Raw genomic sequence first — 23,292 nt, forward strand, 5'->3', positions numbered from 1 at the left:
CCAGATAACCTAGCTCCTGGGCGCCCTTACCGCACGCTCAGCTCCAATAATTTTTCGCTTTCCAGAAAGCCCTGCAATTGGTCGCCCATTTTAACCGGCCCAACCCCGGCGGGGGTTCCGGTAAATATCAAATCCCCCATTTTCAGCGAAATGAATTTCGATACAAAACTGATGATTTTGGCAAACGGGTGCAGCATCAGGCCGGAGTTGCCGGTCTGGCGGGTCTCGCCGTTTACCTCCAGGTGGAAATTAATGTTGCCCAGCTCGGCGATTTCCGTTACCGGTTTGAAGGTTGCGGAAATGGGCGCCGAGCCATCGAAGGCCTTGGCCAGCTCCCAGGGCAGGCCCTTCTTCTTGAGCTCGGTTTGCAGGTCGCGGGCCGTGAAATCGATGCCCAGCCCAACGGCGTCGAAATAGGTGTGCGCAAACTGCTCGTCGATGTGCCGGCCGTTCTTGCTCACGCGCAGCACCAGCTCCAGCTCGTGGTGGATGTCCTGCGAAAACTCGGGGATGAAGAAGGGCTGCCCGCGCTGCAGCAGGGCCGTTTCGGGCTTGAGGAAAATGACCGGGGCCGCGGGCACTTCGTTGTGCAGCTCGGCAATGTGGTCGGCGTAGTTGCGGCCGATGCAGATGATTTTCATAGAGGGACTCGGGGGCGGAACAGAATAAGCTCAAAACTACGGCCGAGCATGGGGTCCCGGCAACCCGCTCACCGGCTTTCTGCCTTAGCGCCCGCTGCCGCTAAACATTTACCCGGCCGGCTGCCGTATAGGCGGCAACCTCGGCCCGGGTTTTGGCCCAAAACGTGCTAACAGCACCCGCGGTTACCTCAGTTTTTCTTTCTACTTTTTCATCCCCATGTTCAAGAAACTAGCCCTTCTGGCCAGCCTGACCTTTATGGCGGCCTGTACCACGGTGCCCATCACGGGCCGCCGCCAGCTCAGCCTGGTGAGCGACAGCGAAATCAATACCCTGGCCGCCACCCAATACCGCGAGGTTATTGCCAAAGGCCCGCTTTCTACCAACCCCGAGTACGTGGGTATGGTGCGGCGCGTAGGCCAACGCATTCAGCACGCCGTGGAAGAGTATTTCCGCCAGCAAAACGCGTCTGACCAGCTGGCGGGCTACCAGTGGGAGTTCAACGTGATTGAGGACAAGCAGCAAAATGCCTGGTGCATGCCCGGCGGCAAGGTGGCCGTGTATACCGGCATTTTGCCCATCACGCAGGACGAAAACGGCCTGGCCGTGGTAATGGCCCACGAAATTGCGCACGCCGTGGCCAAGCACGGCTCCGAGCGCATGAGCCAGGGCCTGGTGCAGCAGCTCGGGGGCCAGGCGCTGTCGGCCGCGCTCTCCACCAATGCGCCGGCTACCCAGCAGCTGGCGCTGCAGGCGTTTGGCGTGGGCTCGTCCATCGGCTTGCTCAAGTACGGCCGCAACCAGGAATCGGAGGCCGACCACCTGGGCCTGATTTTTATGGCCATGGCCGGCTACAATCCCGACGGCGCCATCACGTTCTGGCAGCGCATGGAAGCGCGCGAAAACCAGGCCTCGCCGCCCGAATTCCTGTCCACTCACCCGTCCAGCGGCACCCGCATTGCCGACATCCAACGCGAATTGCCCGAGGCGCGTAAGTATTATAAGCCGCGTTAGTTGTATATTGTAATTCCACTTTCCTCCGTTCCTTTTTCTGCGCCATGAGCTTCCTACCACGTTTGCTTGGCTTGGGCTTGTTAAGCCTGCTGGTGTTTTTGATGATGTCGTGCGAGTCGAGCAAGCCGGCTGCGAGCAGCGAGTTTGGCAGCCCCAACCGCATAAAAGGCGAGGCCATTGCCAAGCCCGACAGCCGTCAGATTGTGCACTTTACCGACAGCACCGCCGAGTACAAAACGTCGCGGAGCGACCTGGCCCGCGCCTTCATCAAGCAGTTTGGCGACGGCACCGTAATCGACAAAGTGCAGGTGCGCAAAGCCCCTGCCGACGCCGACGCTCCCGCCAGTTATTTTCTCATTGGCATGGGGCTGCGCAACGGCATGTTCCGGGCCATGGCCCTGCCCCTCACCGGCGGCGGCGACAATACCTATTACCTGCGGCCCGCGGCCGAGCGCTACACCATCACCAGCGTGGGCTGTGCCGCGTGCTTTTTCAACTTTGAGAATGGCCGCATTGTGGGCACCACCTGTTCCGAAAACTCGGCCGGCAGCCACTGCGACCTCAAGGTAGAAACGAACAACACCCTATTTGCAGCGAGATGAGCACCACCGGCAAATGGCTTTTACGCGCCGCCCTTACGGCCCTGGCGCTGCTAATCCCTACCGATACCAACCGGCCCCGCCGGCCGACCCCGTCAACACCAAAAAAGCCCGCTGCATAAGCGGGCTTTTTCTTTTTAGTAACTTGGAGCGTTCAGTTTTAGCTCAACTTGAGCTGCATTGTCCCTAAAGTTTCAGCCCGTGATTTCAGAGGCGAGGGCGGTAAGGTCCAGGCCATCGAACGTGCCGGAGGACATGAGCAGCAGGTTGGCGTTAGCCCAATTTTGCGCGCGCAGGAACGCGGCCAGCTCGGCGCTGTCGGTAATCACCTTGATGTCGGGGCGCTGGAAGGCCTCGGCCACGGTGGCGGCGGCCAGCGGCGGCAGGCGCTTGTGCTCCAGCACGTGGGGGTTGAAGTACACCACGGCTACGTCGGGCGCATCGAAGCAGTGCGCGTACTGCGGCAAAAACGCCGGGTTGAGGCTGCTGAAGGTGTGCAGCTCCAGGCACGCCACCAAGCGGCGCTGCGGAAACTGCTTCTTGAGCGCCGTGGCCGTGGCCTTGAGCTTGCTGGGGGCGTGGGCAAAGTCCTTGTACACCACCGAGGTGGCGCCTTCCTTCACCAGCTCCAGCCGCCGCGCCGCGCCGGGGAACGAGGCCACAGCCTTGAAGAAGTCCTTGCCTTTGATGCCCAACTGCTTGCACACTTCCTTGGCCGCCGAAATATTGCGCAGGTTGTGCTCGCCAAACACCTGAATGGGCACCTCCTCGTCTTTTTTGGTAACCAGAAACGTGCGGCCGTCGCGGATAACGTTTTCGTGCGGGCCGTAGCCGATGTAGGTCACGTCGGGGTTAGTGGGCACGGCGATGAGCTGGGTTTGCTCGTCGTCCTTGTCGTAGATGAGCACGCCGGCCTTGGGCGTCATGTCGGCGAAGATGCGGAACTGCTCGCGGTAGTTTTCCTCGGTCGGAAACACGTTGATGTGGTCCCAGCTGATGCCCGAAATCACGCCGATGTGGTGCTGATACAGGTGGAACTTGGGCCGGCGGTCGACGGGAGAGGACAGGTATTCGTCGCCTTCGATGATGATGATGGGCGCGTCGTCGGTGAGCTGCACCATCAAATCGAAACCGGCCAGCTGGGCCCCTACGGCGTAGTCGAACTTGCGGCCGTGGTAGCGCAGCACGTGCAGGATGCAGGCCGTGATGCTGGTTTTGCCGTGCGAGCCGCCGATGACGATGCGCTGCTTGTCGCGGCTGGCCTCGTAGATGTACTCGGGGAAAGAATAGATTTTCAGGCCCAAGGCCTGAGCTTGGAGCAGCTCGGGGTTGTCGGGGCGGGCGTGCATGCCCACAATCACGGCGTCGAGGTCGGGCGTAATGCTGGCGGCGTCCCAGCCTTCCTGGGCGGGCAGCAGGCCGGCCGCGGCGAGGCGGCCCTTGGCGGGCTCAAATATTTCGTCGTCGGAACCCGTTACCTGGGCGCCGCGCCGGTGCAGGGCCAGCGCCAGATTGTGCATGATGCTGCCGCCCACCGCAATCAAGTGAATCTTTTCGGGGCGCTCGTTTCTCGTTTCTGGTGCCAATGCGTGGGTGATTGTCAGTTGGTGGTTGTCGGTTGTCCGCTTCCCGTTGATTATTGATGCAGCAACCGACAACTGACACCCAACACTTGTACCCTGAGGAAAGGACTGCGAAAGTACAACCTCAACGCTACCGGGGCATTCCATAGCCAAAAGAATCGACTTCACATTCTATCTTTTCCCCGGCTCAGGGGTTAGCTTTGTGTAGCTAGCGTGCAGCTTCGATTCGGCTGCCCGCTCAATTTCTCTTTGCTGCCCTACTACCTACTAGTTATTCTATGCAAGACCAGATGGACGACCGCCTGAAACAATCCGCTGCCCGAGCCAAAGCGGCCTGGAGCACCCGGGGCGGCGCAGTGGTCCCCATAAATACCGGCGCCGCCGGCAAGCTGCCACCCCAGGCGCCCGAGCTGGAAATGGCCGTGCTCGGCGCCTTGATGCTGGAAAAAGACGCCCTCACGTCGGTTATCGACCTGCTCAAGCCCGAGAGCTTCTACAAGGACTCGCACCAGCGCATCTACCGCGCCGTCATCCGGCTTTTTGACAAATCCGAGCCCATCGACCAGCTCACCGTGGTGCACGAGCTGCGCGAAATGGGCGAGCTCGAAGCCTGCGGCGGCCCGTTCTACGTGGCCAACCTCACGCTGAAAGTGAACTCGGCGGCCAACGTGGAATACCACGCCCGTATCATCACCGAAACGGCCATCAAGCGCGAGCTGATTCGCATTTCGAGCGAGATTCAGAAGGACGCCTTCGAGGACACTACCGACGTGTTCAAGCTGCTCGACGACACCGAGTCGGCGCTGTTTGAAGTATCAGAGTCGAACATCCGCAAGAACTTCGACGACATGCGCAGCCTGATGGGCAAGGCCATCAAGGAGCTGGAGGAAAAGAAGAACCAGAGCGACGGCCTAACGGGGGTTCCCACCGGCTTCACCGCCCTGGACCGCGTCACGAGCGGCTGGCAACCATCTGACCTTGTGATTATTGCAGCCAGGCCGGGCATGGGCAAAACGGCTTTTGTGGTGTCGGCCATGCGTAACGCGGCCGTGGACTTCAAAAAAGCCGTGGCCATTTTCTCGCTGGAAATGTCCTCGCTGCAGCTGGTCAATCGTCTGATTTCGGCCGAGGCTGAGCTGGACTCCGAAAAAATCAAGAAAGGCAGCCTCGCCGACCACGAGTGGCAGCAGCTGAACCACAAAATCACGGCTCTTTCGGCCGCTCCAATTTACATCGACGACACGCCGGGCCTGAGCATCCGCGAGCTGCGCACCAAATGCCGCCGCCTGCGCTCGCAGAAGGACGTGCAGATGATTATCGTCGACTACCTGCAGCTGATGAGTGGCAACACCGACGGCCGCGGCGGCAACCGTGAACAGGAAATCGCCAGCATCTCGCGGGCCCTCAAGGGCATTGCCAAGGAGCTGAACGTGCCCGTGCTGGCGCTGTCGCAGCTCTCGCGCTCGGTAGAAACCCGCGGCGGCGACAAGAAGCCCCAGCTGAGTGACCTTCGCGAATCCGGCTCCATCGAGCAGGATGCCGACATGGTAATCTTCCTTTACCGCCCCGAATATTACGGCCTCGACCAGGACGCCGAAGGCAACTCGACGCAGGGCGTGGGCGAGGTCATCATTGCCAAGCACCGAAACGGCTCGCTCGAAACCGTGCAGCTCAAGTTCATCGGCAAGTACACCAAGTTCGCCGACCTCGACGGCGTGGGCGGCTTCGACACCAGCGGCTACCAGCCCATGGGCCTGCCCGCCAGTAATTTCGACAGCGAGCCCAGCAGCTTCGCGCCAAACACCATTCGCCTGGGTTCGAAAATCAACGAGTCGCCGGTGCCCTTCCCGAAAGGGAACCTGAACAAGCACGAAGACCCGCCGTTTTAAAATTTCAAATGAGGAATGAAGAATGAGGAATGAAGAATTGGTCGTTGGCTACTTCTTCATTTCTCATTTTTCATTCCTCATTCTTCATTATTGATGACCGTTACCCTACTGCTGCTGTGCCTGTTCGCTTTTCTGGCGGGGTTTATTGATTCCATAGTGGGCGGGGGCGGCCTGATTCAGCTGCCGGCTATGCTGCTGCTGCTGCCGGGCGTGCCGGTGCCCACCGTATTTGGCACGGGCAAGGTGTCGAGCCTATCGGGCACAGTGGCCGCGCTGCGCCGCTACCTGAGCGGGCCTGAAAAGCTGGAGATTCGCTGGCGCACGGTGGCCCTCACGGCACTGGTGGCGGGCGGGTTTGCGCTGCTGGGCTCGCGGGCGGTGAGCCACTTGCACAAGGAAGCGGTGCGGCCACTGGTGATGGGCATGCTAGTGGTAATGGCCATCTACACCTTCTGGCGCAAGGATTTTGGCAGCCTGCACGCGCCCCGGCTAAGCGGCTACCGCGAAGTGCTGATTGGCGTGGTGCTGGGTGCCTCGATTGGTTTCTACGACGGCTTTTTTGGGCCGGGCACCGGTAGCTTGCTCCTATTTGCCTTCGTGGGCTTATTCGGCTACGACTTTATTGCGGCCTCGGCCTCGGCCAAGCTGGTGAACGTGGCGACGAACGTGGCCAGCTTGTTTTACTTCGCTACTACCGGGCAGGTGCTCTACAAAGTGGCCCTGCCCATGGCGGCCTGCAACATGCTGGGCTCCACGCTGGGCGCGCGCATGGCGCAGCGGCACGGCACCGGCTTCGTGCGGGTGCTGTTTTTGGGCGTGGTAAGCGCCTTTATTCTCAAGTTGGGCTGGGATACGTTCGCGTAACTTGAGGCAGGCTCGGCTTGTAGTAATACCATGCTTTGCTATAGACTGCCAACAAAAACGGTCATGCTGAGCACAGTCGAAGCATCTCGCGTGTGGTAGTAACCCAATCGTTCAATCGGAAGGATTACTACCACACGCGAGATGCTTCGACTGCGCTCAGCATGACCGTTGTTTTAATCAACGCATGACCGTTTTTGTAATCAATTACAGCTTCACCCCTACCGTAAGGAAGTAACTGCGCCCATCCGAGGGCAGAATGCCCGGGCCGGGGTATCCCGTGGCGCGGCGCGTGAAATAGCGGGCGTCGGTCAGGTTGTTGATGCTGCCTTCAAGCTTGAGCCAGCGGTGCTCCCACGATAGCGAAGCATCCAGAATTTGATAAGCCGGTATGGGGCCGATAACGGCCGATGGGCCTACTTCCTTCGCGTTCACGTTCGTAGCGTCAGAAAACTGATTGGACAGGTACAGGTATTGCAGCGAGGCCTTGAAGGGGCCGTAGCCGGCCCGGGTGCCCAGCTTCAGGTTTACGTCGGGCACAAACTCGACACGCCGGCCTTCCACGTTCGGCAAGGCGCTTTTCAGGTACCGGCCTCGGATGAAGGCCGTGTTGCCAAAGACGGACCACTGCCAGCGGCGGTCGGCGTCAGCCGGCAAGAAGCTCAGCAGCTCCAGTTCCCCGTACGCTTCCACGCCCAAAATCAGAGCCCGGCCCACGTTGGTACGTTTGCGAACGTCCCGGCCGTTGGCGTCAAAGGTGAGCACCTCGCCGATGCGGTTATTATAGTTGAGCGCAAACGCACTTACGTCGTAAGTCAGCACGCCGGTCTTTTCGCCCCGCGCGCCGAGGTCAGCCGAGTAGCCCCGCTCGTCGACTAGGTTGGGGTCAATGACGGCCGAGGGGTTGGCGATGCGAATGTCGCTGAAGGTAATGGAGCGGTAGTTCTGCGAGATATTGCCGTAGACCTCGAGTTGCTCCTGCGGCTTGTAGCTGACGCCGATGCCGCCGAGCAGGAAGCCCCGGGGCCGGTTGAGCTGCTCGTTCCGCTGCCGGATGGTGGCCGGATTGCCCGCCAGGTCGCGGTCCTGCACTTCGCCATAAAAGCCGTTGGCCTGGGTCCGGATGTATTCGTAGCGCAGGCCCGGCGTCACGGACAGCTTGTCGGTGAGGTAAAAAATGTTCTCGACAAAGCCGGCCGCGTTGAAGTTCGGGAAGGTGTAATCCGAGAAGTTATTCAGGGACTGGGCATCGGCCGCCACAAAGCGGAAATCGGCCCCGCGCCCCGCGGGCCCGAATCCCTGAATGCTGTGGTTGTAGCCCTTGTACAGGCGCGTGCCCACCAGCAGCACGCCGTCTTTGCCGGCCAGCTGGTAGCGGTTCAGGTAGCGGGCCTCCAGGCCGTAGTTGCGAAAGTCGCCGGTAATCAGGTCGCGGCCGTAGATGTCGTTATCGGGGGTTCTGACGCGATTGGGCCGATACCCCAACGATTTCCGCGAAGCCACCAGCCCAAAGCCAATCAGGTTGATGTTGGCCTTGGCGCTGAGCTTCCAGTCGGCGTTTAGGTTGAACAGGTTCCAGTCGACGGCAAACCAGTTGCGCTCTCGGTTCGACTGCCGCGGGTTCAGCCGAAACTGCTCGTCGTCGAGGCCGCCGGGCTGCTGGGCCAGGTAGTCCATGTGCGTGACCTGGGCGCCCACCTTCAGGTTTTCGGTGAACTGGTAGCGCACGTCGGCGTAGGCGGTTTTGCTGTCGAAGTGCGAATTGGGCCGCCAGCCGTCGCCGCGCTTGTACTGGGCAAAGGTGTAGTAGCTCAACTTGCCCACCGTGCCGGCTACGCTGTTGAAGGAGTTGAAAAAACCGAACGAGCCCACCGTCTGGCGCGAGGTCACGGCCGCCTTGTGGTCGGGGTCGGGTCCGCGCATCTCAAAGTTGAGCAGGCCGCCAAACTGGGTGCCGTACTGCAGCGAGGCCGCCCCGCGCACCAGCTGAATGCGCTTCACGGCCTCCGTGGGCGGGGTGTAATAACTCTCGGGGTAGCCCAGGGCGTCGGCCGAGATGTCGTAGTTGTTCTGCCGCACGTTGAAGTTGCTGGTGCGGTTGGGGTCGAGGCCGCGCCCGCCGATGCTCAGCTGCAGGCCGCCGCCGTCGCTCTCCCAGATGTTGAGGCCGGGCACCCGGGCGTACACCTGGCGGGCGTTGTTGGTGGCGAGGTTGGCCACCAGGTTTTCGGGCACGATGACTTCCGACTTCTTGGCCGCGAAGATGGCCGTGCCTTCCACCTCGCGCAGCCGCGTCTGGCCAAACGTGGTTTGGGGCGCGGCCACCACCACTTCGCCCAGGGTCCGGTCGCGGCTGGTGAGCTCAAAGGTGAAGCCATCGGCTGGCAAGGTGACTTCGAGGGCGAACGGCAGGTAGCCCAACGCCGACACCCGCACCTGCTGCGGCCCGGCGGCCAGCCCGGTTACCTCCAGGCGCCCGGTGCTGTCGGTGAGCACGGCGCGGGCCAGGCTCTTCACGTACACTTCGGCACCGGCTACGGGCTGGCCCGTGCCCGCGGCCACTACCCGGCCCCGCAGGGTTTCCTGCGCCCGGGCATCAAAGGCCAGCAGCAGTACTGCCACCAACAGCAGGGGTTTATAAACCAGAAATCTCATCTTCGAAGGGCAAAATCCAGGGCTTGGGCGCAAAGCTTTCGGCTTGGCGGGCCAGGTCCACGGTGGGGTCTATGTAAGCCTTGCCCAGGCGGCCGTTGAGGCTCACGTAGGTGTCGGCGTAAACTTGGGGCTGGTGTACGCCTTGGCGGGCGTAGTAGTCGCGCAGGTAGTGGGCAAACTGCAGAATCATGTCGGCCTGGGTAGCCATCATCTTCTCTTGCAGCACGCTCAGGTGGTCGGAGTTGTTCACGCGCCGGGTCTGGCCGGTGGCCGAGTCCACCACTTTGAACTCGACCTGGCCCATCTTCTCCATCAGCATCACGCGCCAGGAGAAGCGGTAGCCCTCTTCGGTCCAGAACAGCTCGTGCGGGTACAGCCAGTAGCGCAACGGCACGAGCAGCTGCACCGCAAAGAACAGGGCCAGCCCCGTAAGCAGCGCCAGCCGCACACGCGGCCTATATACCAGCGGCGAGGCCGGCCGGACCGCGGCAGCAGGCAGTCGCAGCAGCCAGCGCGCTCGGTCCAGCAGCCGCTGGTGGAACGCGGGCGGGAAAAACACCAGGGCCGCCACTATCATCACGTACGGAAACATGCCGATGGGAAACAGGATGGCCGTGAGCACGTGGAATACCACCACTGCCGCGTAGGCATAGGGCCGGGTGACGCGGCTGAGCAAAAAGAACGGCACCGTGAGGTCGTACACCGCCCCAAACCAGCTGAACGCGTAGGCCGTGGCCGGGTAATTGAACAGGAAGCCCACCACGGGCAGGTCGTTCTTGGCTGGCAGCCAGATGCGCAGCGGCTGGGCCGCCAGCAGCCAGTCGGAGTTGAGCTTGGCCAACCCGGCGTACATGTACACGATGCCCACGAGCAGGCGCAGAGCGTCGAGGGTCCAGCGCGGCACTTGGTCGTGCCAACGGTCGGGGCGGCGGGCAGCGTCCAGGGAGCAGTAGGCGCCGGCCGGCAGCACCGCGAGCAGCAGCGCTGCCAGGCTCACAAAGTAGTAGTGGTTGAGGTAGGTACTTTTGTCCATCAGCTCGATGTAAGTGAAGCTGAGGAACAACCCCACCGCCGCCAGCCGGTAGTGCCAGCCCAGGGCCACGAGCAGCGCGCATGCCCCGCACACCGCAAACAGCGCGTAGGTGTACGGGCCCAGCGGCCGGATGAACTCAAGCCCGTAGTACGGGAAGAAGAACTTGGGCTGCAGGTAGAGCTCGGCAATCCATCCCTTGGCCCAAAAACGAACGACGCTGGCCAGTATCAGCAGGCCGAAGGCAATGCGGAATACGGCCAGCGGCGCGGCGGAGATATACGTCTGGAAGTAGCGGGCGCGCACTAGTCGCCGTCGTTGTCGACGTAGGTTACGCTCACGCTCATGGCCGAGGTCATGTCCACCTTAATCAGGCGCACGGCCTTTTGCATTTCGGTGTAAGCCTGCACGGCCGCTGCGTTGCGCGATTGCATGGTGACGTACAAATCGGGCCCCAGCGAAGCCAGCTGTTGGGCCGATACGGCAAACTGGTCGTTGATAATCTTGGTGAGCGGCTGGCCGGAGCGGCTGTCCTTGGCGCCCAGGGCGTCCACGTATGATTTCAGCGAAGGCTGGCCAGCGCGGCCGTTGAACACGCTTTGCACCGTGGCGTGGGCTGCCTGGGCCAGCTGCAGCGGCAACGCGCCGCGGTGGTAGTAGGCCTCAATCTTTTCCGGAGCGGCAACGCCCGACATCACGCCCGCCGGAATGCCGATTTTGCCGGTGCGCAGGAAGTGCTCGTAGTAGCGCGAGTAGGCGTTCACGAGCAGCGAGAGCGAGCTGCCCGCGTTGGTGCCGGTGTTGTTGATGAAGGTGGAGCGGTAGGCGCCGTTCCACTGCGCCTGCACGCCGCCGAAGAGCTGGTCCATCTTGGCCACCACGTCGGTGAGGTAGCGGCGCTGGTTGGCCGTGGCCACGTACGACTGCACGATGGCGTTGTCGTCGGCCGCGATGCCGTTTAGCAAGTAATCGAGGGCCGGAAAGCCTTGCTGCGGAATGGCCGTGGCCAGCTCAAAATTGTAGGTGCCCGACGCAATGTTCTGGCGGATGCCGGCCGCGTCGGTGGGGTAAATATTGAAGTGGTTCACGAGCGACACGTCGGCCGCCGGGCCAAACTCATACACTTCCACTTTCTGCCACTCCAGGTACGCCTCGCGCCAGGACTGGCGCACCGACTGCAGCCCCGTGGCCGTGGGCGCGGCGGTGAAGGCGGTGGTCTGGGTTTTCAGGGCCGTAAGCTTGGTGCCAAAGCGCTGGTAGCTGGGCTTCACCAACGAATCGGCCCACTGCGTGAGCAGGGCTTTGCGGTCGAGCTCCGCGGTGCCCGTGGTGGGAGAACCCGAATCGCCGTTGCTGTCCTTGCAGCTGGAAATACCGCCTGCGGCCAGCACCACCGACAAGGAAAAAAGCAGAATCGACTTCTTCATAAGGCAAAGGAAAAGGGGCTGCCGGACCGGGCAAGGGATAAACCAGTAATCGGGTTAGGCTACGCGAAGCAGGTGTTTCGCGTAGCCCAACCCGACGAGCTAAAGAAGAAATAGGCGCAATAAGTTGCGCCCCGATGCGCTAGAGTGAGAACTTGGCATTGATGGCGGAAATTGCTGCATCGGCCTGGGCGTTGGTCAGGCCCCAGGCACCCTGGCTGCCCGAGGTCATGCCATTGAGTACCGAATCAGCCCAGGCCGTGTCCACGCCGTACTTGGTGCAGAAGCGCAGCGCGTACACAAAGCCGATACCTTCGCCCAGGGCATGCGCCTTGGTGTCCAGAGCCGCGGCAGCCTTCCAGCTGGTGAGGTAGGAGACGGCCGACTTGGCGAGGGTTTTTTCCAGCTCCGTGCGGATGAGGTCGGCCTGGGCTTTCAGCGTGGCGTCGTCGTTGTTCACGATGGCCGCCCGTCCTTTCAGGAAGGCCAGGTACACGCCGGGCGAAGCGGCGCCGTTTTTCTCGTTGAGGTAGCCGGCCAAAAACCGCTCACGGGGCGTGAGGTTATAGTCGGTGGTCATGATGGCGTTGCTGGTGAGGTAGCCGTAGGCCATGTCCCAGTTGTGCTCGCGCTCGGTGTAGAGCTTGCCATCGGCCACTTTGCTGTTGGTGGCGGCCAGCGAAGCGGGCGTGAGCAGCACGTTGCCAATCTGGTCGAGCAGCAGGGCCCCGAGCAGGGCTTTTTGGATAATCTGATTGACTTCGAAGCCTTTGCCATCGACCAGGTAGCGGCCCAGGCGGCCGGCGTTGCCGGGGGTGGCCACTTGGTTGACGCTCTGGCTGGCGGTGGCCAGCTCGGCGAGCTTGGTGTCCAGGTAGGTACGCACGGTGGTGGCGGCAGCGTCGGGGAAGGAGGCGGCCGTTTTATCGCGCAGCTGCACGCCGGCGGCCGCCGAGGCGTTCAGGGTTGCCGTCGAGAACGGAGCATTGGTGCCGGCGTAGAGGTTGCGCAGCTTGGCCAAATCCAGCGTGGCGGGAGTGGCGGGTGCGGCCACGGCCACCGTCGCCATGTAGCTGTTTAGCTCGGTGAACATGTCGAGCCGGGCCGCAGCGGCGCCCAGGTCCACGGTAGAAGTACCCGCAGCGTCCTTGAACGAGGTAGTATAAGGAGTCGTGCCGCTGAGGGTGGCGTAATCCATTTTCGCACGCAGCTGGGGCGTCGAAGGAGTTGCTACATCGTCTTTGCTGCAGGAAGCCAAGCCAAGGGCGGCAACAAACAACGCAAGGGAAGCGGTACGGCTAAAGGTGGTCATAAAAATGAGAAAGAGATAGGCAGCCAACCGGTTCGAGGGTGAGGTGAGAGCCGGCCTTGTTTAGAATCGTTCTAAACTTTGACAAAAGTAGGGCCTATTTAGAATCGTTCCAAATAAAAGCTCAACTTCCTTTCTTTTCCCACTGCCCAGGCCGGCGCCATATCCAGCTATTGCACAGCAACCTCTTGCTTATAAACCCCTTCCGGGTTGGGTGCCAGTACAAATACCTCGGCCAGCAGCTCGTAGGAACGGAGCCGGTCCTGAAAATCGGCGGTGATGGTAACGGCGGTTATTTCATCTACCTCATACTCGGCGGCAATTTGGCTGAGCTGCGCGTGTACCTGCGCGGGCGTGCCGCTCACTACCCGGCCGCGGTTCTGCACCAGGTGGGCCTGGTCTTGGGCCGCGAACTGGTAGCTGAGGACCTCTTCTTTGGTAGGAAACGTGCGGAACTCGCCTTTGCCGAAGCGCAGCAGCTGAATGTCCATTGCCGCGCGCAGCTCATGGGCCTTTTCCTCGGTATCGGCGCACAGCACAAACACGGCCACATTGGCCAGCGGGGCGGCCAGCTCGGCCGAGGGCCGAAACCGCTGGCGGTAGGCGCGCATGGCCTGCGGGCCGCCATTGGCATTGATAAACTGGGCAAACGAAAACGCCATGCCCAGGTGCGCCGCAAACAAGCCGCTTTGGCCGCTGGAGCTCAGCAGCCACAGCTCGGGTACGCCAGGGGCCTCTGGTATGGCCATTACCCGCTCATGGATGGTATCGGGCACTTTGTCGTCGCGCAGGTAGGCCTGCAGGTCCATCAGCTGCTCCACAAAGTCCTGCTCGCTGAAGGTATTGCTGGGGTTGAGGGCGTGGGCCGTGAGACGGTCGCCGCCCGGGGCGCGGCCCATGCCCAGGTCGATGCGGCCGGGAAACAGGGTTTCGAGCATGCGGAAGTTCTCGGCCACTTTCAGGGCGCTGTAGTGGGGCAGCATCACGCCGCCCGAGCCCAGGCGGATGCGCTGGGTCTGGCTGCCCAAGTGAGCAATGAGCACCTCCGGCGTGGAGCCGGCCAGCGTGTTGGTGTTGTGGTGCTCCGATACCCAGAAGCGCGAGTAGCCCAGGCGGTCGGCCAGTTGGGCCAGCTCCATGGTTTCGAGCACGGCCTGCCGCGCCGTGGCCCCCGGGCGAATGGGCGACTGGTCGAGTACATTGAGGCGAATTTTGGGGGTGGTTATCATTAGCAATAGGAAGGGTATAGAGGTGCAGAACCACGAACGGGGCCTTCCGGTTCGAGCCGCGGGTTCCGGCAACCGAAGCGCGGGGCTATGAACAAATGCCAGCTCAATTGTTACGCACCCAAACTATATAACTCTCTTCCTGAATGAGCGACCAGAATTTTGTTACCCTCACGGTAGCCGATGGCACCAAAATGCGCGCCTACACGGCCTTCCCCAGCACTAACGGCCCGGTGCCCGGCATTATTCTGCTGCAGGAAGCCTTTGGCGTAAACCACCACATCCGCAGCGTGGCCGACCGCCTGGCCAAGGCCGGCTATGCCGTAGTGGCGCCGGAGCTGTTTCACCGCACGGCCAAGCCCGGGCTGGAAATTGCGTATTCGGACTTCGCCAAAGGCGCGATGCCTCACTACAACGCCATCAACAACAAAGACCTGGCCGCGGACCTGCAAGCCTCCTACGAATGGCTGCAAACCCAGGACCAGGTAAACTCCGATAAGATTGGCAGCATTGGCTTTTGCATGGGCGGCCGGGTGTCGTTTCTGGCCAATGCCGTGCTGCCGCTGGCCGCCGCCGTGTCGTACTACGGCGGGGGCACGCACACCATCAAAAACCAGGCTGCCGACCTGCACGGGCCGCACCTGTTTTTCTGGGGCGGGCTGGATGCGCACATCACCAAAGAGCACATTGCCGAGGTAACCGACGCAGTAGATGCGGCGGGCAAACCCTATATCAACACCGTCATCTCCTACGCCGACCACGGTTTCAACTGCGACGAGCGGCCGAGCTACAATGCTGAAGCCGCTGCCGAAGCCTGGGCACTTACGCTGGCTTTCTTCGGAGAGAAGCTGGGGGCTTAGGGCACCTCACCCCCGGCCCCTCTCCAAAAGAGAGGGGAGCCTGACGCAAACCAAAAAAGAAGACCCGGCCCAATATTGAGCCGGGTCTTTTAATATAGGAATTGAGCTAAAGCTTGTGCCGTGGCTCCCCTCTCTTATGGAGAGGGGCCGGGGGTGAGGTGCCCGCGCTACGAGTCCATTTCCACCTTACACCGCGGCCACCGGCTCAACCACGGTTTGCCGGCCCAGCCATTGCGCCATGCTGCTGGCCAGCACAATCTGCAGGGCATGGTACAGCATCAACGGAAGTAAAATCAACCCAGTGGCGGCGCTGGCCGGGAATAGTAGGCTGGCCATTACGCTGCCGTGGACCAATGACTTTTTGGAGCCGCAGAACACAGCCACAATCTGGTCGGCGCGCGAGAAATGGAGCGCCCGGCTCAGGCTCCAGATGAGGACGAACACCAGCAAGTACAGCCCCACCATGCCCGCGCCCAGCTTGAAGACATCGGCGGGACGGTAGCGGCTGAAAATGCCTTCAGCAAACGAATCGCAGAAAGCCGTGAAAACGATGAGCAGGATGGTAACCTGGTCGAAAATGCGCAGGCCCGCCTTGTGCCGCTCCGCGAAGGCGTGGAACCGGGAATTGAGCAACACCCCCGCTCCTACCGGCAGCACCACTTGCCACAGCAGCTGCAAGGCCAGGCCCCAGAGCTGGCTGCTATCGGCGCTGGTGTGCAGAAACAGGCTGGCCAGCAGCGGCGTGAGCAGGATGCCCAACAGGCTGGAAATGCTGGCGTTGAAAATAGCCGCGGGCAGGTTGCCGCCCGCAATGCTCACCATCACCACCGAGGTGGAAACGGTGCTGGGCAGCGCACACAGAAAGAAGATGCTCTGCCAAAGCATTTCGCCCTTTTCGGGCCCGAAGAAGGGCCGGGCCAGCAGCGCCAGCGCGGGAAATAGCACAAACGTGGCCGCTTGCACCAAGGCATGCAGCCGCCAGTTGCGCATGCCGGCGCGCAGCTTCTCAAAGCTCAGCTTCAGCCCATAAAAGAAGAAAACCAGGGCCACCCCCGCCGTCGTAATCAGCTTCCACGGCACGGGGCTGGCCTTGCTGCCCAGGTTGGGCTGGAAATAAGCCAGCGCCACCACGCCGATGAGCGCCAGCAAAAACCAATCGAGCCCGGCGCGGGCCAGCAGTTCGGCAATTCGGTTGGGCGCGGACGTGGGAGCCTGGGGTTGTGGTATCATGAAGCAAAGGGCGCCGAGGCAAGCCGGGCCGGCAGGAGGCTAGTGGATAATACAAAAGCGCCAGACTCTGGGGAGCCTGGCGCCGCTGCAGAACAAATTTACAACGCCGGGAAGCCAATAACTGACCAGCGCCTGCGTAGCATATCTTATTGGTCGCTACCGCCGCCCAGGCCGGGAGGCGGCGTTCCCTGCACGCCTTGCACGTTGGGCACGCCCATTTTCTCCTCGCGCTTGCGCTGGTATTTTTCAAATTGAGCCGGAGTGAGCACGTCTTTGATGGCGGAAAGCCGGGAGCTGCCAATGCTTTCGATAACGCCCGCGAGTTTGCGGGGGTCGGTGCGGTAGCGGAGGCGTGCCGTCTCCACATTGTCGACGCCGCGGCGGTTGATGACGCGGATTTTTTCGGTTTGCTGGGGCGAGAGGCCCAGGTTTTTCTGCATGTTGGCCGTGAGGGCGTTGGCTTTGGCATCAATCACGGCATCAGAGGGCCCGTCAACCACGGCCGCTGGTTCGGCAGCATGCGTGGTTCTGGTTTTGATGCTAGGCTGGCCCGCGGGCTTCACCTTGGTTTTGACAGTGGCCGTGGCCGGGGCTTGTGCCCGCACGGCAGGCGCGGCCGCCAGGGCCAGCAACGACGAAAGCAACAACAGTTTCATGGAACGGGGATAAGGAATCAAAAGCACAGAAAGGCAGGTCGAAAGAGTGGGGTAAATATCGGGCGAAAACCCAATCCGCTACCGGGCCCAACGCGGTACCGTCCACGTTTCGTGCCAGAGCCCGCCGAAAAAGCCGCCCGCGCACCTCCTCCGTGCAACCTTTCCCCGCCTTTTGGCATACAACCCCCTATGAAAAACGACCACCGCACCAACAAGAACTGGCTGCTGGCCGCCGGCATCGGCGCCGCGGCCCTGGCCGCCACCCTCTGGGGCAATCGCCGTGGCTCCTACGACCTGAGCCGGCGCGTGGTGCTCATCACGGGCGGCTCGCGCGGGCTGGGCCTGGTGCTGGCCCGCCAGGCTGTAGCCGAGGGGGCACGGGTGGCCATTTGCGCCCGCGACGAAGCCGAGCTGGCCCGCGCCCGCCAGGACCTGCTGCTGACCGGTGCCGCCGAAGCCGACGTGCTCACCCTGGCCCGCGACATTACCAACGAAGCAGAAGTACGCACCATGGTGGCCGAGGTCGAAAGCCAACTGGGCGCCGTGGATGTGCTCATCAACAATGCCGGCATCATCGTGGGTGGCCCGCTCGACAACATGGACTCGCGCGACTACGAAGACTCGATGGCCATTCATTTCTGGGCTCCGCTACACGCCATGCAGGCCGTGCTGCCGGGCATGCGCCAGCGCGGCGAGGGCCGCATTGTCAACATCTCCTCGCTCGGTGGCAAGGTAGCCCTGCCCCACATGGCGCCGTACAGCGCCAGCAAGTTTGCCCTGGTGGGGCTGTCCGAAGGTTTCCGGGCCGAGCTGCGGCAGCACGGCATCAGCGTAACCACGGTGTGTCCCGGCCTGCTGCGCACCGGCAGCCCCGGCCATGCCCTAGTGAAGGGCCAGCAGCAGAAAGAGTTTGCCTGGTTCAGCATCGCCGACTCTATGCCCGGCCTCACGATGAGCGCCGAGCAAGCCGCCCGCCAAATCTGGAACGCCTGCCGCCGTGGCGACGGCGAAATCATTCTTTCGCTGCCGGCCAAGCTGCTCTCAGCCTTCCACGGCCTGCTGCCCGGCACCACCACCGACGTGTTGAGCTGGCTCAACCGCGCCCTGCCCGCCACCGGCGAAAGCCCCGCCGCCAACGTGCGCCGCACCGGCTACAACAGCGAGAGCGCGCTTTCGCAGTCGCCCCTCACCACCCTTAGCCGCAAGGCGGCCGCCAAAAACAACGAGGCCTAGAAACCGGCATAAAACAGAACCGCGCCAACCAGCTGCTCGAAGGCGGCTCGTTGGCGCGGCGTTGCGTTGTGGCGTATCTACAAGTCTCTAGAGGGTACCGCGGTGCTTCTTGGCAAAGTGCGTGTTGGAAGGCCGGGCCGTGGCCTTGCGGTGGAATCCGCCAAACAAGCCCTTCTCGAACAAGCCATGGTGGCCATACAGCCGATAGTTTGGGCGGTGGTTGCCGGGCAGGATTTTGCGAGCAGGTGCAGCAACTGCTTCTGCGGTGGTGAATAAGCCGAGCAGGCAAGCGAACAGAAAGAAGGAGCGCAACATAAGTGGAAGTGAATAAGGTGGCAGGATGATGACCAACAGCGCCATTGGCAGCCTTTTGTCGCTGGCAAATGAACACATACATCAGGTTAAATAATGTGCCACCAACCCGCGCTTTCGACCAATTGGTTCTGAAACACGACGAACCGGTCCTTTTGCACCCACAACTCAAATTGAGTGCCAAGTTGAAAAGGCAATAGCCTTCTTTTAGCCTTAAATTCCCCCAAACACCGCCGCCACAACAGCTACCCCTGCTCCCGAGCAAGGCGAAAACCTGGGCACTACCGGTAGCTCAATTTCACGCAGCCGCTGGCTTGGGCTGGCACTTCGCGCAGGTGTAGGTGGCCCGGCCGCCCACGTAGTACTTATCAATCTTCACCTTGGGGTGGCGCGGGCAGAAGGTGTGCGCATCGTCGCTGCTGGGCGTGGCGCTGGTGTCCCACTCCCGGGCGTGGATGAGAAATGAGGCCGGGAAATGCCGATAATTGGCCTCTTGGTTGATGGCCGTGGTGAGCACCAGCTGCACGGCGGCGTGCAGGGCCCGGCCCTCCTTTTCGGTAAGCGTAGCGCCAATGCGCTCGGGGTGGATTTTGGCCTGGAACAGCACTTCGTCCACAATCCAGTTGCCGAGGCCGGCCGTGATGCTTTGGTCGAGCAGCAGGGGCTTGAGCAGGGTTTTGCGACGGGCAAGTTTCTGGTGCAGCTCAATGGCGGTGATGTCGAGCGCATCGGGGCCTATCTTCTTAGCTTTTTGATGCGCGGCGGCACTATCGGCTAGGCGGATGCGGCCAAATTTGCGCGGGTCGATAAAAGCCAGGCGCAGGCCAGAGTCTTCGAGGTGCAGCGCCACGCGGGTGAAGCGCGGGGCGTCGGGCTCGTCGCGGTAGGCGCCCACGTCGCCGGTCATGCCAAAGTGCAGCACCAGCACTTTGCCGTTGTCCAGCTCCAGAAAGCAGTTTTTGCCCAAGCGGCTTGTGCCCGTAATAGTACGGCCCACGAGGCCGGCCCGGAGTTGGTCCTCAGGCGTGGCCAGCACGTGCGCATCGTTCACCTGCAGGGCGGTAATGGTTTGGCCCACGGCCAGTTCGTCAATAAAGCGGCGATAGGTTTCGACTTCGGGTAATTCGGGCACGAATGAGGAGGTAGGTTATAAAATTTAGTAGTTGAGCGTCATGCAGAGCGCAGCATCTCTACCGCTTCGATGCAAACCGTCTGTCATGCTGACGAAGGAAGCATTTTCTCACGCTTGCGTCGTTCAGCGGGGATAAGATGCTTCACAGGCTCAGCATGACAGACGGCGCGGGCGAGATGCAGCGCAGCGTTCGGCATGACATTCAACTGCTAACCATAACAACCCGAATTCGTCCCTGGTTGCAGCCCGGCCCTACAAATCACCCCGCAGGCTTCCTTCCAGCACCACCACGCCCGTGCCCCCAATCTGCACGGCTTCGATGGCCTCAGGTGGGCCGCTCACGCGGACTTGCACCGAGCCGGCGCGGCCCATGTCGTGGCCCTGTTCGGCCAGGAAATTGGGCGAATTCAGGTAGCCATGGTGCCACAGATACGCTGCCATGCCACCCGTGGCGGAACCCGTGACGGGGTCTTCCGATACATCGGGCGGCGTACCGAAGTGCCGGGCGAAGGTGTCGCCGGCCGGCGTGGCCCCGCCCAGGCAAAACAGGTGCGGGCTGAAAAAGTCGCTTTCGGCGCGGTAGCGGCCCAGGCCGGCGGCATCGGCCACGTGGGCGCGGCGTAGGGCGGCCTGGTCGCGCAGCAGCACCATGAGCTGGGGCGTGCCGGTGCTCACGGTCTGGATGGGCGCGCCGGGCAGCAGGTCATCGGGTGTGAGGCCGAAGAGCGGCAGCACTTTTTCAGGCGCATGCACGGCCCCAAAAACGGGCCGGCGCTGGGTCATCCAAATCAGCGGCAGCTCGCCTGCAGCACCGGGCAGCACATCGACCCGAATGGGCCCGTGCAGCAGGTTCAGCGTCAAGCCCAACGAAGAGCCGTCGGCTGGCAAGGCCACCCGGCCCGTGTGCAGCAAGGCTGCTACCGTGGCAATGGTGGGGTGCCCAGCCAGCGGAATCTCCTCGGCGGGCGTAAAAAAGCGCACCGTGAATTCGGTGCTGCCCGGCGCCGACTGGTTGATAAACGCTGTTTCTGACTGGTTGAACTCGCGGGCCAGGACCTGGCGTGTAGCAGGCGAAAGGGCATCGGCATCGAGCACCACTGCACAGGGGTTGCCGCGCAGCGGCTGGGTAGTGAAGGCATCGATAAGCAGAAACGGCAATTGGGACATGAGCAGCAGGAAAACAACGTGAATACCGCCACGAAGGAACAACGGGCCAGCTCAACACAAAAAAGCCGACCGGTACTTAACCAGTCGGCTTCTGCTTTCTCACGAAGACTTTCCGGGCCTTACGAGGGGTCGTGCAGCTTGGCTACGCGCTGGCCTTCTTTGTCGTACACATCGCCGCGCGCCGTGATGAAGAGGCGGCGCTGCTGGCTGTCTGTAAGCACGTAGGGGAAGGTACTGTTGGTAGTGCGGACGATGCGGCCCACCACTTCGGCATTGTCGTCATCGTCTACGCGTACTACTTTCAGGGCATTGGTGAGGTAGTAGCGCTGGCTGGGGTCGCTGCGGAAAGTGAGCTGGCCCACCAGGCGCACCGCATCGCCGGTTGTCTGGCTGATGGCGACTAGTTCATCGGTGTCATCGCCGCGGGTGGCTGGGTATGGGCGCACAGATGCGGTGCTGCGGGCTTCCCGCGGCCGGGGGATGCTGGCCACCACGGCCGGCGCCGCGGAGGGCGCGGCTGCCTTGGTGCTGGCCACAATCTGCCCATTGGCGCGCTGCCACCCTTGGCTGATAGCGGTAAGGCGCGGGGCGCGGCCCGGGTGCGTTGCCGAGCCCTCGTCATCCGACACTGTAGCCATGGCCGCCTGGGCCTGGGCCAGGCTGGCCCCTAGCTTGCGCAGCACAAAGCCCGAAAACTCATCCGCTTCCAGCTCATCGGCCGGCTGCGAACCACCGGGGCGCAGGGTGTGGCCGTTGAGGTGGTGGCCCATTTCGTGCGCCAGAATGCTGATGCCCGCCCAATCGGTATGGCCGGCGCGGTTTACAGCACTCAAAAAATCGGGGTTGTACAGCAGGTACCGTTTGCCGTCGTACACCACGGCGGCGGCGTTGTCGATGTCGCGGGTGGCGCGCAGCTCAAAGCGCGCCTTGAGGCCCACAGCATCGGTGATTTCGCGGATTACGTCGGTCGGCGCCGGAGCGGTTTGGGCCGCAGCGGGCGCCGCAAAAGCCAACGGGAGGGCCAGGAGCAGCGGGGCGGCAAGGCGGCTAATAAAACGAGGGAGGGAAGTCATAGCAAGAAGGCAGAAAGTGAATGACTATTGACCAGACTATGGCAAGCGAAGTGCCAGATATCCCTCGTGAGGCCCAGCCGCTAAGCCCCTAATTGAACCAGGGAACTCAGCAGTGCTACAAGGAATTGGCTCAACAAAACGATGGCTCAAGCAAGCAACGACCCCGCTGGGTTTTCATTGCGCAGTAGCCCGGCGAAGCAGCTTGCCTGGAGACATTCGGAAGTAGGTGAATAACGATTTGTGGTTGGTAGCAGTTCATTAAACAAGAGTCGCGGCGAGCCGTCAACGGTTGCGTTGCGCTCCGGCCCAAGCGGCACCGAGGTAGCTTTGCCCGCCCGACTACTACCGCTCGGCTTATTTTCTAACTTCCCGCATGAGCCAAGCCCATATTCACCTCATTTTTAACCACGTGCCGATAGTGGGCAGCCTGTTCGCATTTGTGCTACTGGCGGCCGGCTTGGGGCAAAATAACACCAGCCTGACGCGGGCTGGGCTGGTGGCAGTGCTGGCGGCTGGCCTGCTCTGCCTGCCGGCGCAGCTTACCGGCGAGGGGGCCGCCAAAATTGTGCAGGATATGCCCCGCGTCAGCCGGGCCCTCATTCAGGCCCACGCCGCGGCGGCTGAGCAGGGATTTTGGGTGCTGGAAGGCGCGGGGGCACTGGCGCTGTTTGCCCTACTCCTGCTGAAAAATGCCTCGCCGCGGGCCCGGCTGCTGGCCCTGCTGGCGCTGCTGGCCACGGGGCTCAGCTTCGGGCTGCTGGCCCGGGCCGGCAACCTTGGCGGACTAATCCGGCACACCGAAATTCGCGAAGGTTTCGGCACCCCCGACGAACTCTAACCCTTACCCCTTCTACCTAAACGCTCCTATGGCATTCCCTTTCTTTGGCGACGATAAATCGGTGGTGGCGAAGCTGCTGGCCACCCTGCCCCAAACCGGCCGGCTGGAATGGATAGGCCAGCGGCCCCTGCGGCGCGAGCCCCTAGTGTCGGTGCAGGAAGTTGAGCTGAAAACCGATTCGCACATGCTCGGCGACCACGCCCGGCCCAAGCCCGGCGGCAAGCGCCAAATCACACTTATTCAGCACGAATCCCTGGCATCGGTAGCCCAATTCCTTGGGCTGGATGCGCCGATTGAGCCCGGCCGCCTGCGCCGGAATCTGGCCGTAAGCGGCCTGAACCTGCTGGCTTTGAAAAACCGCCAAATCCGAATCGGCGACGAGGTAATTCTGGACATCACCGGCGAGTGCCACCCCTGCTCGCGCATGGAGGAAGAGCTGGGCCCCGGCGGCTACAACGCCATGCGGGGCTACGGCGGCCTCACGGCGCACATCACCCAGGGCGGCGTCATTCGGGTGGGAGACACCATACGAGTCATTGAATAAGCAGTTTGTTTTCCGTAT

At 62.0% G+C, this 23,292-nt stretch carries 21 protein-coding genes; 8 read left to right on the plus strand and 13 right to left on the minus strand.

Annotation, left to right across the window (positions count from 1 at the left end):
* Positions 1-26: 26 nt before the first annotated feature.
* Positions 27-641, minus strand: a complete 615-nt coding sequence (locus AUC43_RS18845; protein ID WP_068197387.1) for a fumarylacetoacetate hydrolase family protein — start codon at positions 639-641, stop codon at positions 27-29.
* Between the two features lie 217 nt (positions 642-858).
* Here AUC43_RS18845 and AUC43_RS18850 point away from each other — a divergent pair, with 217 nt between their 5' ends.
* Together AUC43_RS18850 and AUC43_RS18855 are read left to right on the plus strand one after the other, a co-directional pair.
* Positions 859-1,653: a M48 family metallopeptidase gene (locus tag AUC43_RS18850; RefSeq protein WP_068197390.1), complete on the plus strand. Its 795-nt coding sequence runs from the start codon at positions 859-861 to the stop codon at positions 1,651-1,653.
* A gap of 44 nt (positions 1,654-1,697) precedes the next feature.
* Positions 1,698-2,255: a hypothetical protein gene (locus AUC43_RS18855; RefSeq protein ID WP_157781179.1), complete on the plus strand. Its 558-nt coding sequence runs from the start codon at positions 1,698-1,700 to the stop codon at positions 2,253-2,255.
* A gap of 191 nt (positions 2,256-2,446) precedes the next feature.
* Here AUC43_RS18855 and AUC43_RS18860 read toward each other — a convergent pair whose 3' ends face one another.
* Entirely contained in the window at positions 2,447-3,838 is a 1,392-nt protein-coding gene (locus tag AUC43_RS18860) for a UDP-N-acetylmuramate--L-alanine ligase (protein ID WP_071885975.1), read from the minus strand.
* A gap of 275 nt (positions 3,839-4,113) precedes the next feature.
* Between AUC43_RS18860 and dnaB the strand changes: the two genes are divergently transcribed.
* Together dnaB and AUC43_RS18870 are read left to right on the plus strand one after the other, a co-directional pair.
* A complete protein-coding gene (gene dnaB, locus AUC43_RS18865) occupies positions 4,114-5,724 on the plus strand; it encodes a replicative DNA helicase (RefSeq protein ID WP_199243481.1) in 1,611 nt (536 codons plus the stop codon).
* Positions 5,725-5,817: 93 nt separating this feature from the next.
* Positions 5,818-6,588: a sulfite exporter TauE/SafE family protein gene (locus AUC43_RS18870; RefSeq protein WP_068197397.1), complete on the plus strand. Its 771-nt coding sequence runs from the start codon at positions 5,818-5,820 to the stop codon at positions 6,586-6,588.
* Between the two features lie 204 nt (positions 6,589-6,792).
* Here the strand turns inward: AUC43_RS18870 and AUC43_RS18875 are convergent, their stop codons facing one another.
* From AUC43_RS18875 to AUC43_RS18895, 5 genes are all read right to left on the minus strand, one after another.
* Positions 6,793-9,240, minus strand: a complete 2,448-nt coding sequence (locus AUC43_RS18875; RefSeq protein WP_068197400.1) for a TonB-dependent receptor — start codon at positions 9,238-9,240, stop codon at positions 6,793-6,795.
* Positions 9,221-10,576, minus strand: coding sequence for an HTTM domain-containing protein (locus tag AUC43_RS18880; protein ID WP_068197404.1), 1,356 nt, complete (start codon positions 10,574-10,576; stop codon positions 9,221-9,223). Before AUC43_RS18880 ends, AUC43_RS18875 begins: the two co-directional genes overlap by 20 nt.
* Complete coding sequence (locus tag AUC43_RS18885; RefSeq protein ID WP_068197406.1) at positions 10,576-11,697, minus strand: imelysin family protein; 1,122 nt, start codon at positions 11,695-11,697, stop codon at positions 10,576-10,578. Before AUC43_RS18885 ends, AUC43_RS18880 begins: the two co-directional genes overlap by 1 nt.
* A gap of 139 nt (positions 11,698-11,836) precedes the next feature.
* Positions 11,837-13,006: a DUF4856 domain-containing protein gene (locus AUC43_RS18890; RefSeq protein WP_071885976.1), complete on the minus strand. Its 1,170-nt coding sequence runs from the start codon at positions 13,004-13,006 to the stop codon at positions 11,837-11,839.
* Between the two features lie 167 nt (positions 13,007-13,173).
* Positions 13,174-14,232: an LLM class flavin-dependent oxidoreductase gene (locus AUC43_RS18895; RefSeq protein ID WP_068197411.1), complete on the minus strand. Its 1,059-nt coding sequence runs from the start codon at positions 14,230-14,232 to the stop codon at positions 13,174-13,176.
* A 143-nt stretch (positions 14,233-14,375) separates the two neighbouring features.
* Here AUC43_RS18895 and AUC43_RS18900 point away from each other — a divergent pair, with 143 nt between their 5' ends.
* Positions 14,376-15,089, plus strand: a complete 714-nt coding sequence (locus AUC43_RS18900) for a dienelactone hydrolase family protein (protein WP_068197414.1) — start codon at positions 14,376-14,378, stop codon at positions 15,087-15,089.
* A gap of 186 nt (positions 15,090-15,275) precedes the next feature.
* On the opposite strand, the gene AUC43_RS18905 is transcribed toward AUC43_RS18900, so the two are convergent.
* Both AUC43_RS18905 and AUC43_RS18910 read right to left on the minus strand, forming a co-directional pair.
* Positions 15,276-16,319, minus strand: a complete 1,044-nt coding sequence (locus AUC43_RS18905; protein ID WP_068197417.1) for a bile acid:sodium symporter family protein — start codon at positions 16,317-16,319, stop codon at positions 15,276-15,278.
* Positions 16,320-16,465: 146 nt separating this feature from the next.
* Entirely contained in the window at positions 16,466-16,975 is a 510-nt protein-coding gene (locus AUC43_RS18910; RefSeq protein WP_068197420.1) for a hypothetical protein, read from the minus strand.
* A 189-nt stretch (positions 16,976-17,164) separates the two neighbouring features.
* On the opposite strand from AUC43_RS18910, the gene AUC43_RS18915 reads away from it, so the two are divergent.
* Entirely contained in the window at positions 17,165-18,208 is a 1,044-nt protein-coding gene (locus AUC43_RS18915; RefSeq protein WP_068197424.1) for an SDR family NAD(P)-dependent oxidoreductase, read from the plus strand.
* A gap of 87 nt (positions 18,209-18,295) precedes the next feature.
* Here the strand turns inward: AUC43_RS18915 and AUC43_RS18920 are convergent, their stop codons facing one another.
* The 4 genes from AUC43_RS18920 to AUC43_RS18935 form a co-directional block, all read right to left on the minus strand.
* Positions 18,296-18,523 (minus strand): hypothetical protein, encoded by a 228-nt coding sequence (locus AUC43_RS18920; protein WP_068197427.1) that lies wholly within the window; start codon positions 18,521-18,523, stop codon positions 18,296-18,298.
* A gap of 295 nt (positions 18,524-18,818) precedes the next feature.
* Positions 18,819-19,652: an Fpg/Nei family DNA glycosylase gene (locus AUC43_RS18925; RefSeq protein WP_068197430.1), complete on the minus strand. Its 834-nt coding sequence runs from the start codon at positions 19,650-19,652 to the stop codon at positions 18,819-18,821.
* A gap of 252 nt (positions 19,653-19,904) precedes the next feature.
* The gene (locus AUC43_RS18930) at positions 19,905-20,819 is read right to left on the minus strand and encodes a PhzF family phenazine biosynthesis protein (protein ID WP_068197432.1); all 915 of its coding nucleotides are present in this window, start codon (positions 20,817-20,819) and stop codon (positions 19,905-19,907) included.
* 119 nt (positions 20,820-20,938) lie between these two features.
* Positions 20,939-21,892, minus strand: coding sequence for a M48 family metalloprotease (locus AUC43_RS18935; RefSeq protein ID WP_068197434.1), 954 nt, complete (start codon positions 21,890-21,892; stop codon positions 20,939-20,941).
* Positions 21,893-22,265: 373 nt separating this feature from the next.
* Between AUC43_RS18935 and AUC43_RS18940 the strand changes: the two genes are divergently transcribed.
* Positions 22,266-22,730 carry a hypothetical protein gene (locus tag AUC43_RS18940; RefSeq protein ID WP_068197437.1) on the plus strand — a complete coding sequence of 155 codons (465 nt, stop codon included), beginning with the start codon at positions 22,266-22,268 and terminating at the stop codon, positions 22,728-22,730.
* Positions 22,731-22,758: 28 nt separating this feature from the next.
* Positions 22,759-23,274, plus strand: coding sequence for an MOSC domain-containing protein (locus tag AUC43_RS18945; RefSeq protein WP_068197440.1), 516 nt, complete (start codon positions 22,759-22,761; stop codon positions 23,272-23,274).
* Positions 23,275-23,292 lie beyond the last annotated feature (18 nt).

Origin of the sequence: Hymenobacter sedentarius (assembly GCF_001507645.1) — a bacterium.
Lineage (GTDB): Bacteria > Bacteroidota > Bacteroidia > Cytophagales > Hymenobacteraceae > Hymenobacter > Hymenobacter sedentarius.

What these genes read in the sequence shown, in the direction of transcription:
- AUC43_RS18890 (WP_071885976.1), bottom strand. Translation starts at nt 13,006, where the DNA reads ATGACCACCTTTAGCCGTACCGCTTCCCTTGCGTTGTTTGTTGCCGCC.
- AUC43_RS18905 (WP_068197417.1), bottom strand. Translation starts at nt 16,319, where the DNA reads ATGATACCACAACCCCAGGCTCCCACGTCCGCGCCCAACCGAATTGCC.
- AUC43_RS18885 (WP_068197406.1), bottom strand. Translation starts at nt 11,697, where the DNA reads ATGAAGAAGTCGATTCTGCTTTTTTCCTTGTCGGTGGTGCTGGCCGCA.
- AUC43_RS18910 (WP_068197420.1), bottom strand. Translation starts at nt 16,975, where the DNA reads ATGAAACTGTTGTTGCTTTCGTCGTTGCTGGCCCTGGCGGCCGCGCCT.
- AUC43_RS18870 (WP_068197397.1), top strand. Translation starts at nt 5,818, where the DNA reads ATGACCGTTACCCTACTGCTGCTGTGCCTGTTCGCTTTTCTGGCGGGG.
- AUC43_RS18945 (WP_068197440.1), top strand. Translation starts at nt 22,759, where the DNA reads ATGGCATTCCCTTTCTTTGGCGACGATAAATCGGTGGTGGCGAAGCTG.
- AUC43_RS18935 (WP_068197434.1), bottom strand. Translation starts at nt 21,892, where the DNA reads ATGACTTCCCTCCCTCGTTTTATTAGCCGCCTTGCCGCCCCGCTGCTC.
- AUC43_RS18875 (WP_068197400.1), bottom strand. Translation starts at nt 9,240, where the DNA reads ATGAGATTTCTGGTTTATAAACCCCTGCTGTTGGTGGCAGTACTGCTG.
- dnaB (WP_199243481.1), top strand. Translation starts at nt 4,114, where the DNA reads ATGCAAGACCAGATGGACGACCGCCTGAAACAATCCGCTGCCCGAGCC.
- AUC43_RS18895 (WP_068197411.1), bottom strand. Translation starts at nt 14,232, where the DNA reads ATGATAACCACCCCCAAAATTCGCCTCAATGTACTCGACCAGTCGCCC.
- AUC43_RS18915 (WP_068197424.1), top strand. Translation starts at nt 17,165, where the DNA reads ATGAAAAACGACCACCGCACCAACAAGAACTGGCTGCTGGCCGCCGGC.
- AUC43_RS18850 (WP_068197390.1), top strand. Translation starts at nt 859, where the DNA reads ATGTTCAAGAAACTAGCCCTTCTGGCCAGCCTGACCTTTATGGCGGCC.
- AUC43_RS18920 (WP_068197427.1), bottom strand. Translation starts at nt 18,523, where the DNA reads ATGTTGCGCTCCTTCTTTCTGTTCGCTTGCCTGCTCGGCTTATTCACC.
- AUC43_RS18930 (WP_068197432.1), bottom strand. Translation starts at nt 20,819, where the DNA reads ATGTCCCAATTGCCGTTTCTGCTTATCGATGCCTTCACTACCCAGCCG.
- AUC43_RS18855 (WP_157781179.1), top strand. Translation starts at nt 1,698, where the DNA reads ATGAGCTTCCTACCACGTTTGCTTGGCTTGGGCTTGTTAAGCCTGCTG.
- AUC43_RS18900 (WP_068197414.1), top strand. Translation starts at nt 14,376, where the DNA reads ATGAGCGACCAGAATTTTGTTACCCTCACGGTAGCCGATGGCACCAAA.
- AUC43_RS18940 (WP_068197437.1), top strand. Translation starts at nt 22,266, where the DNA reads ATGAGCCAAGCCCATATTCACCTCATTTTTAACCACGTGCCGATAGTG.
- AUC43_RS18845 (WP_068197387.1), bottom strand. Translation starts at nt 641, where the DNA reads ATGAAAATCATCTGCATCGGCCGCAACTACGCCGACCACATTGCCGAG.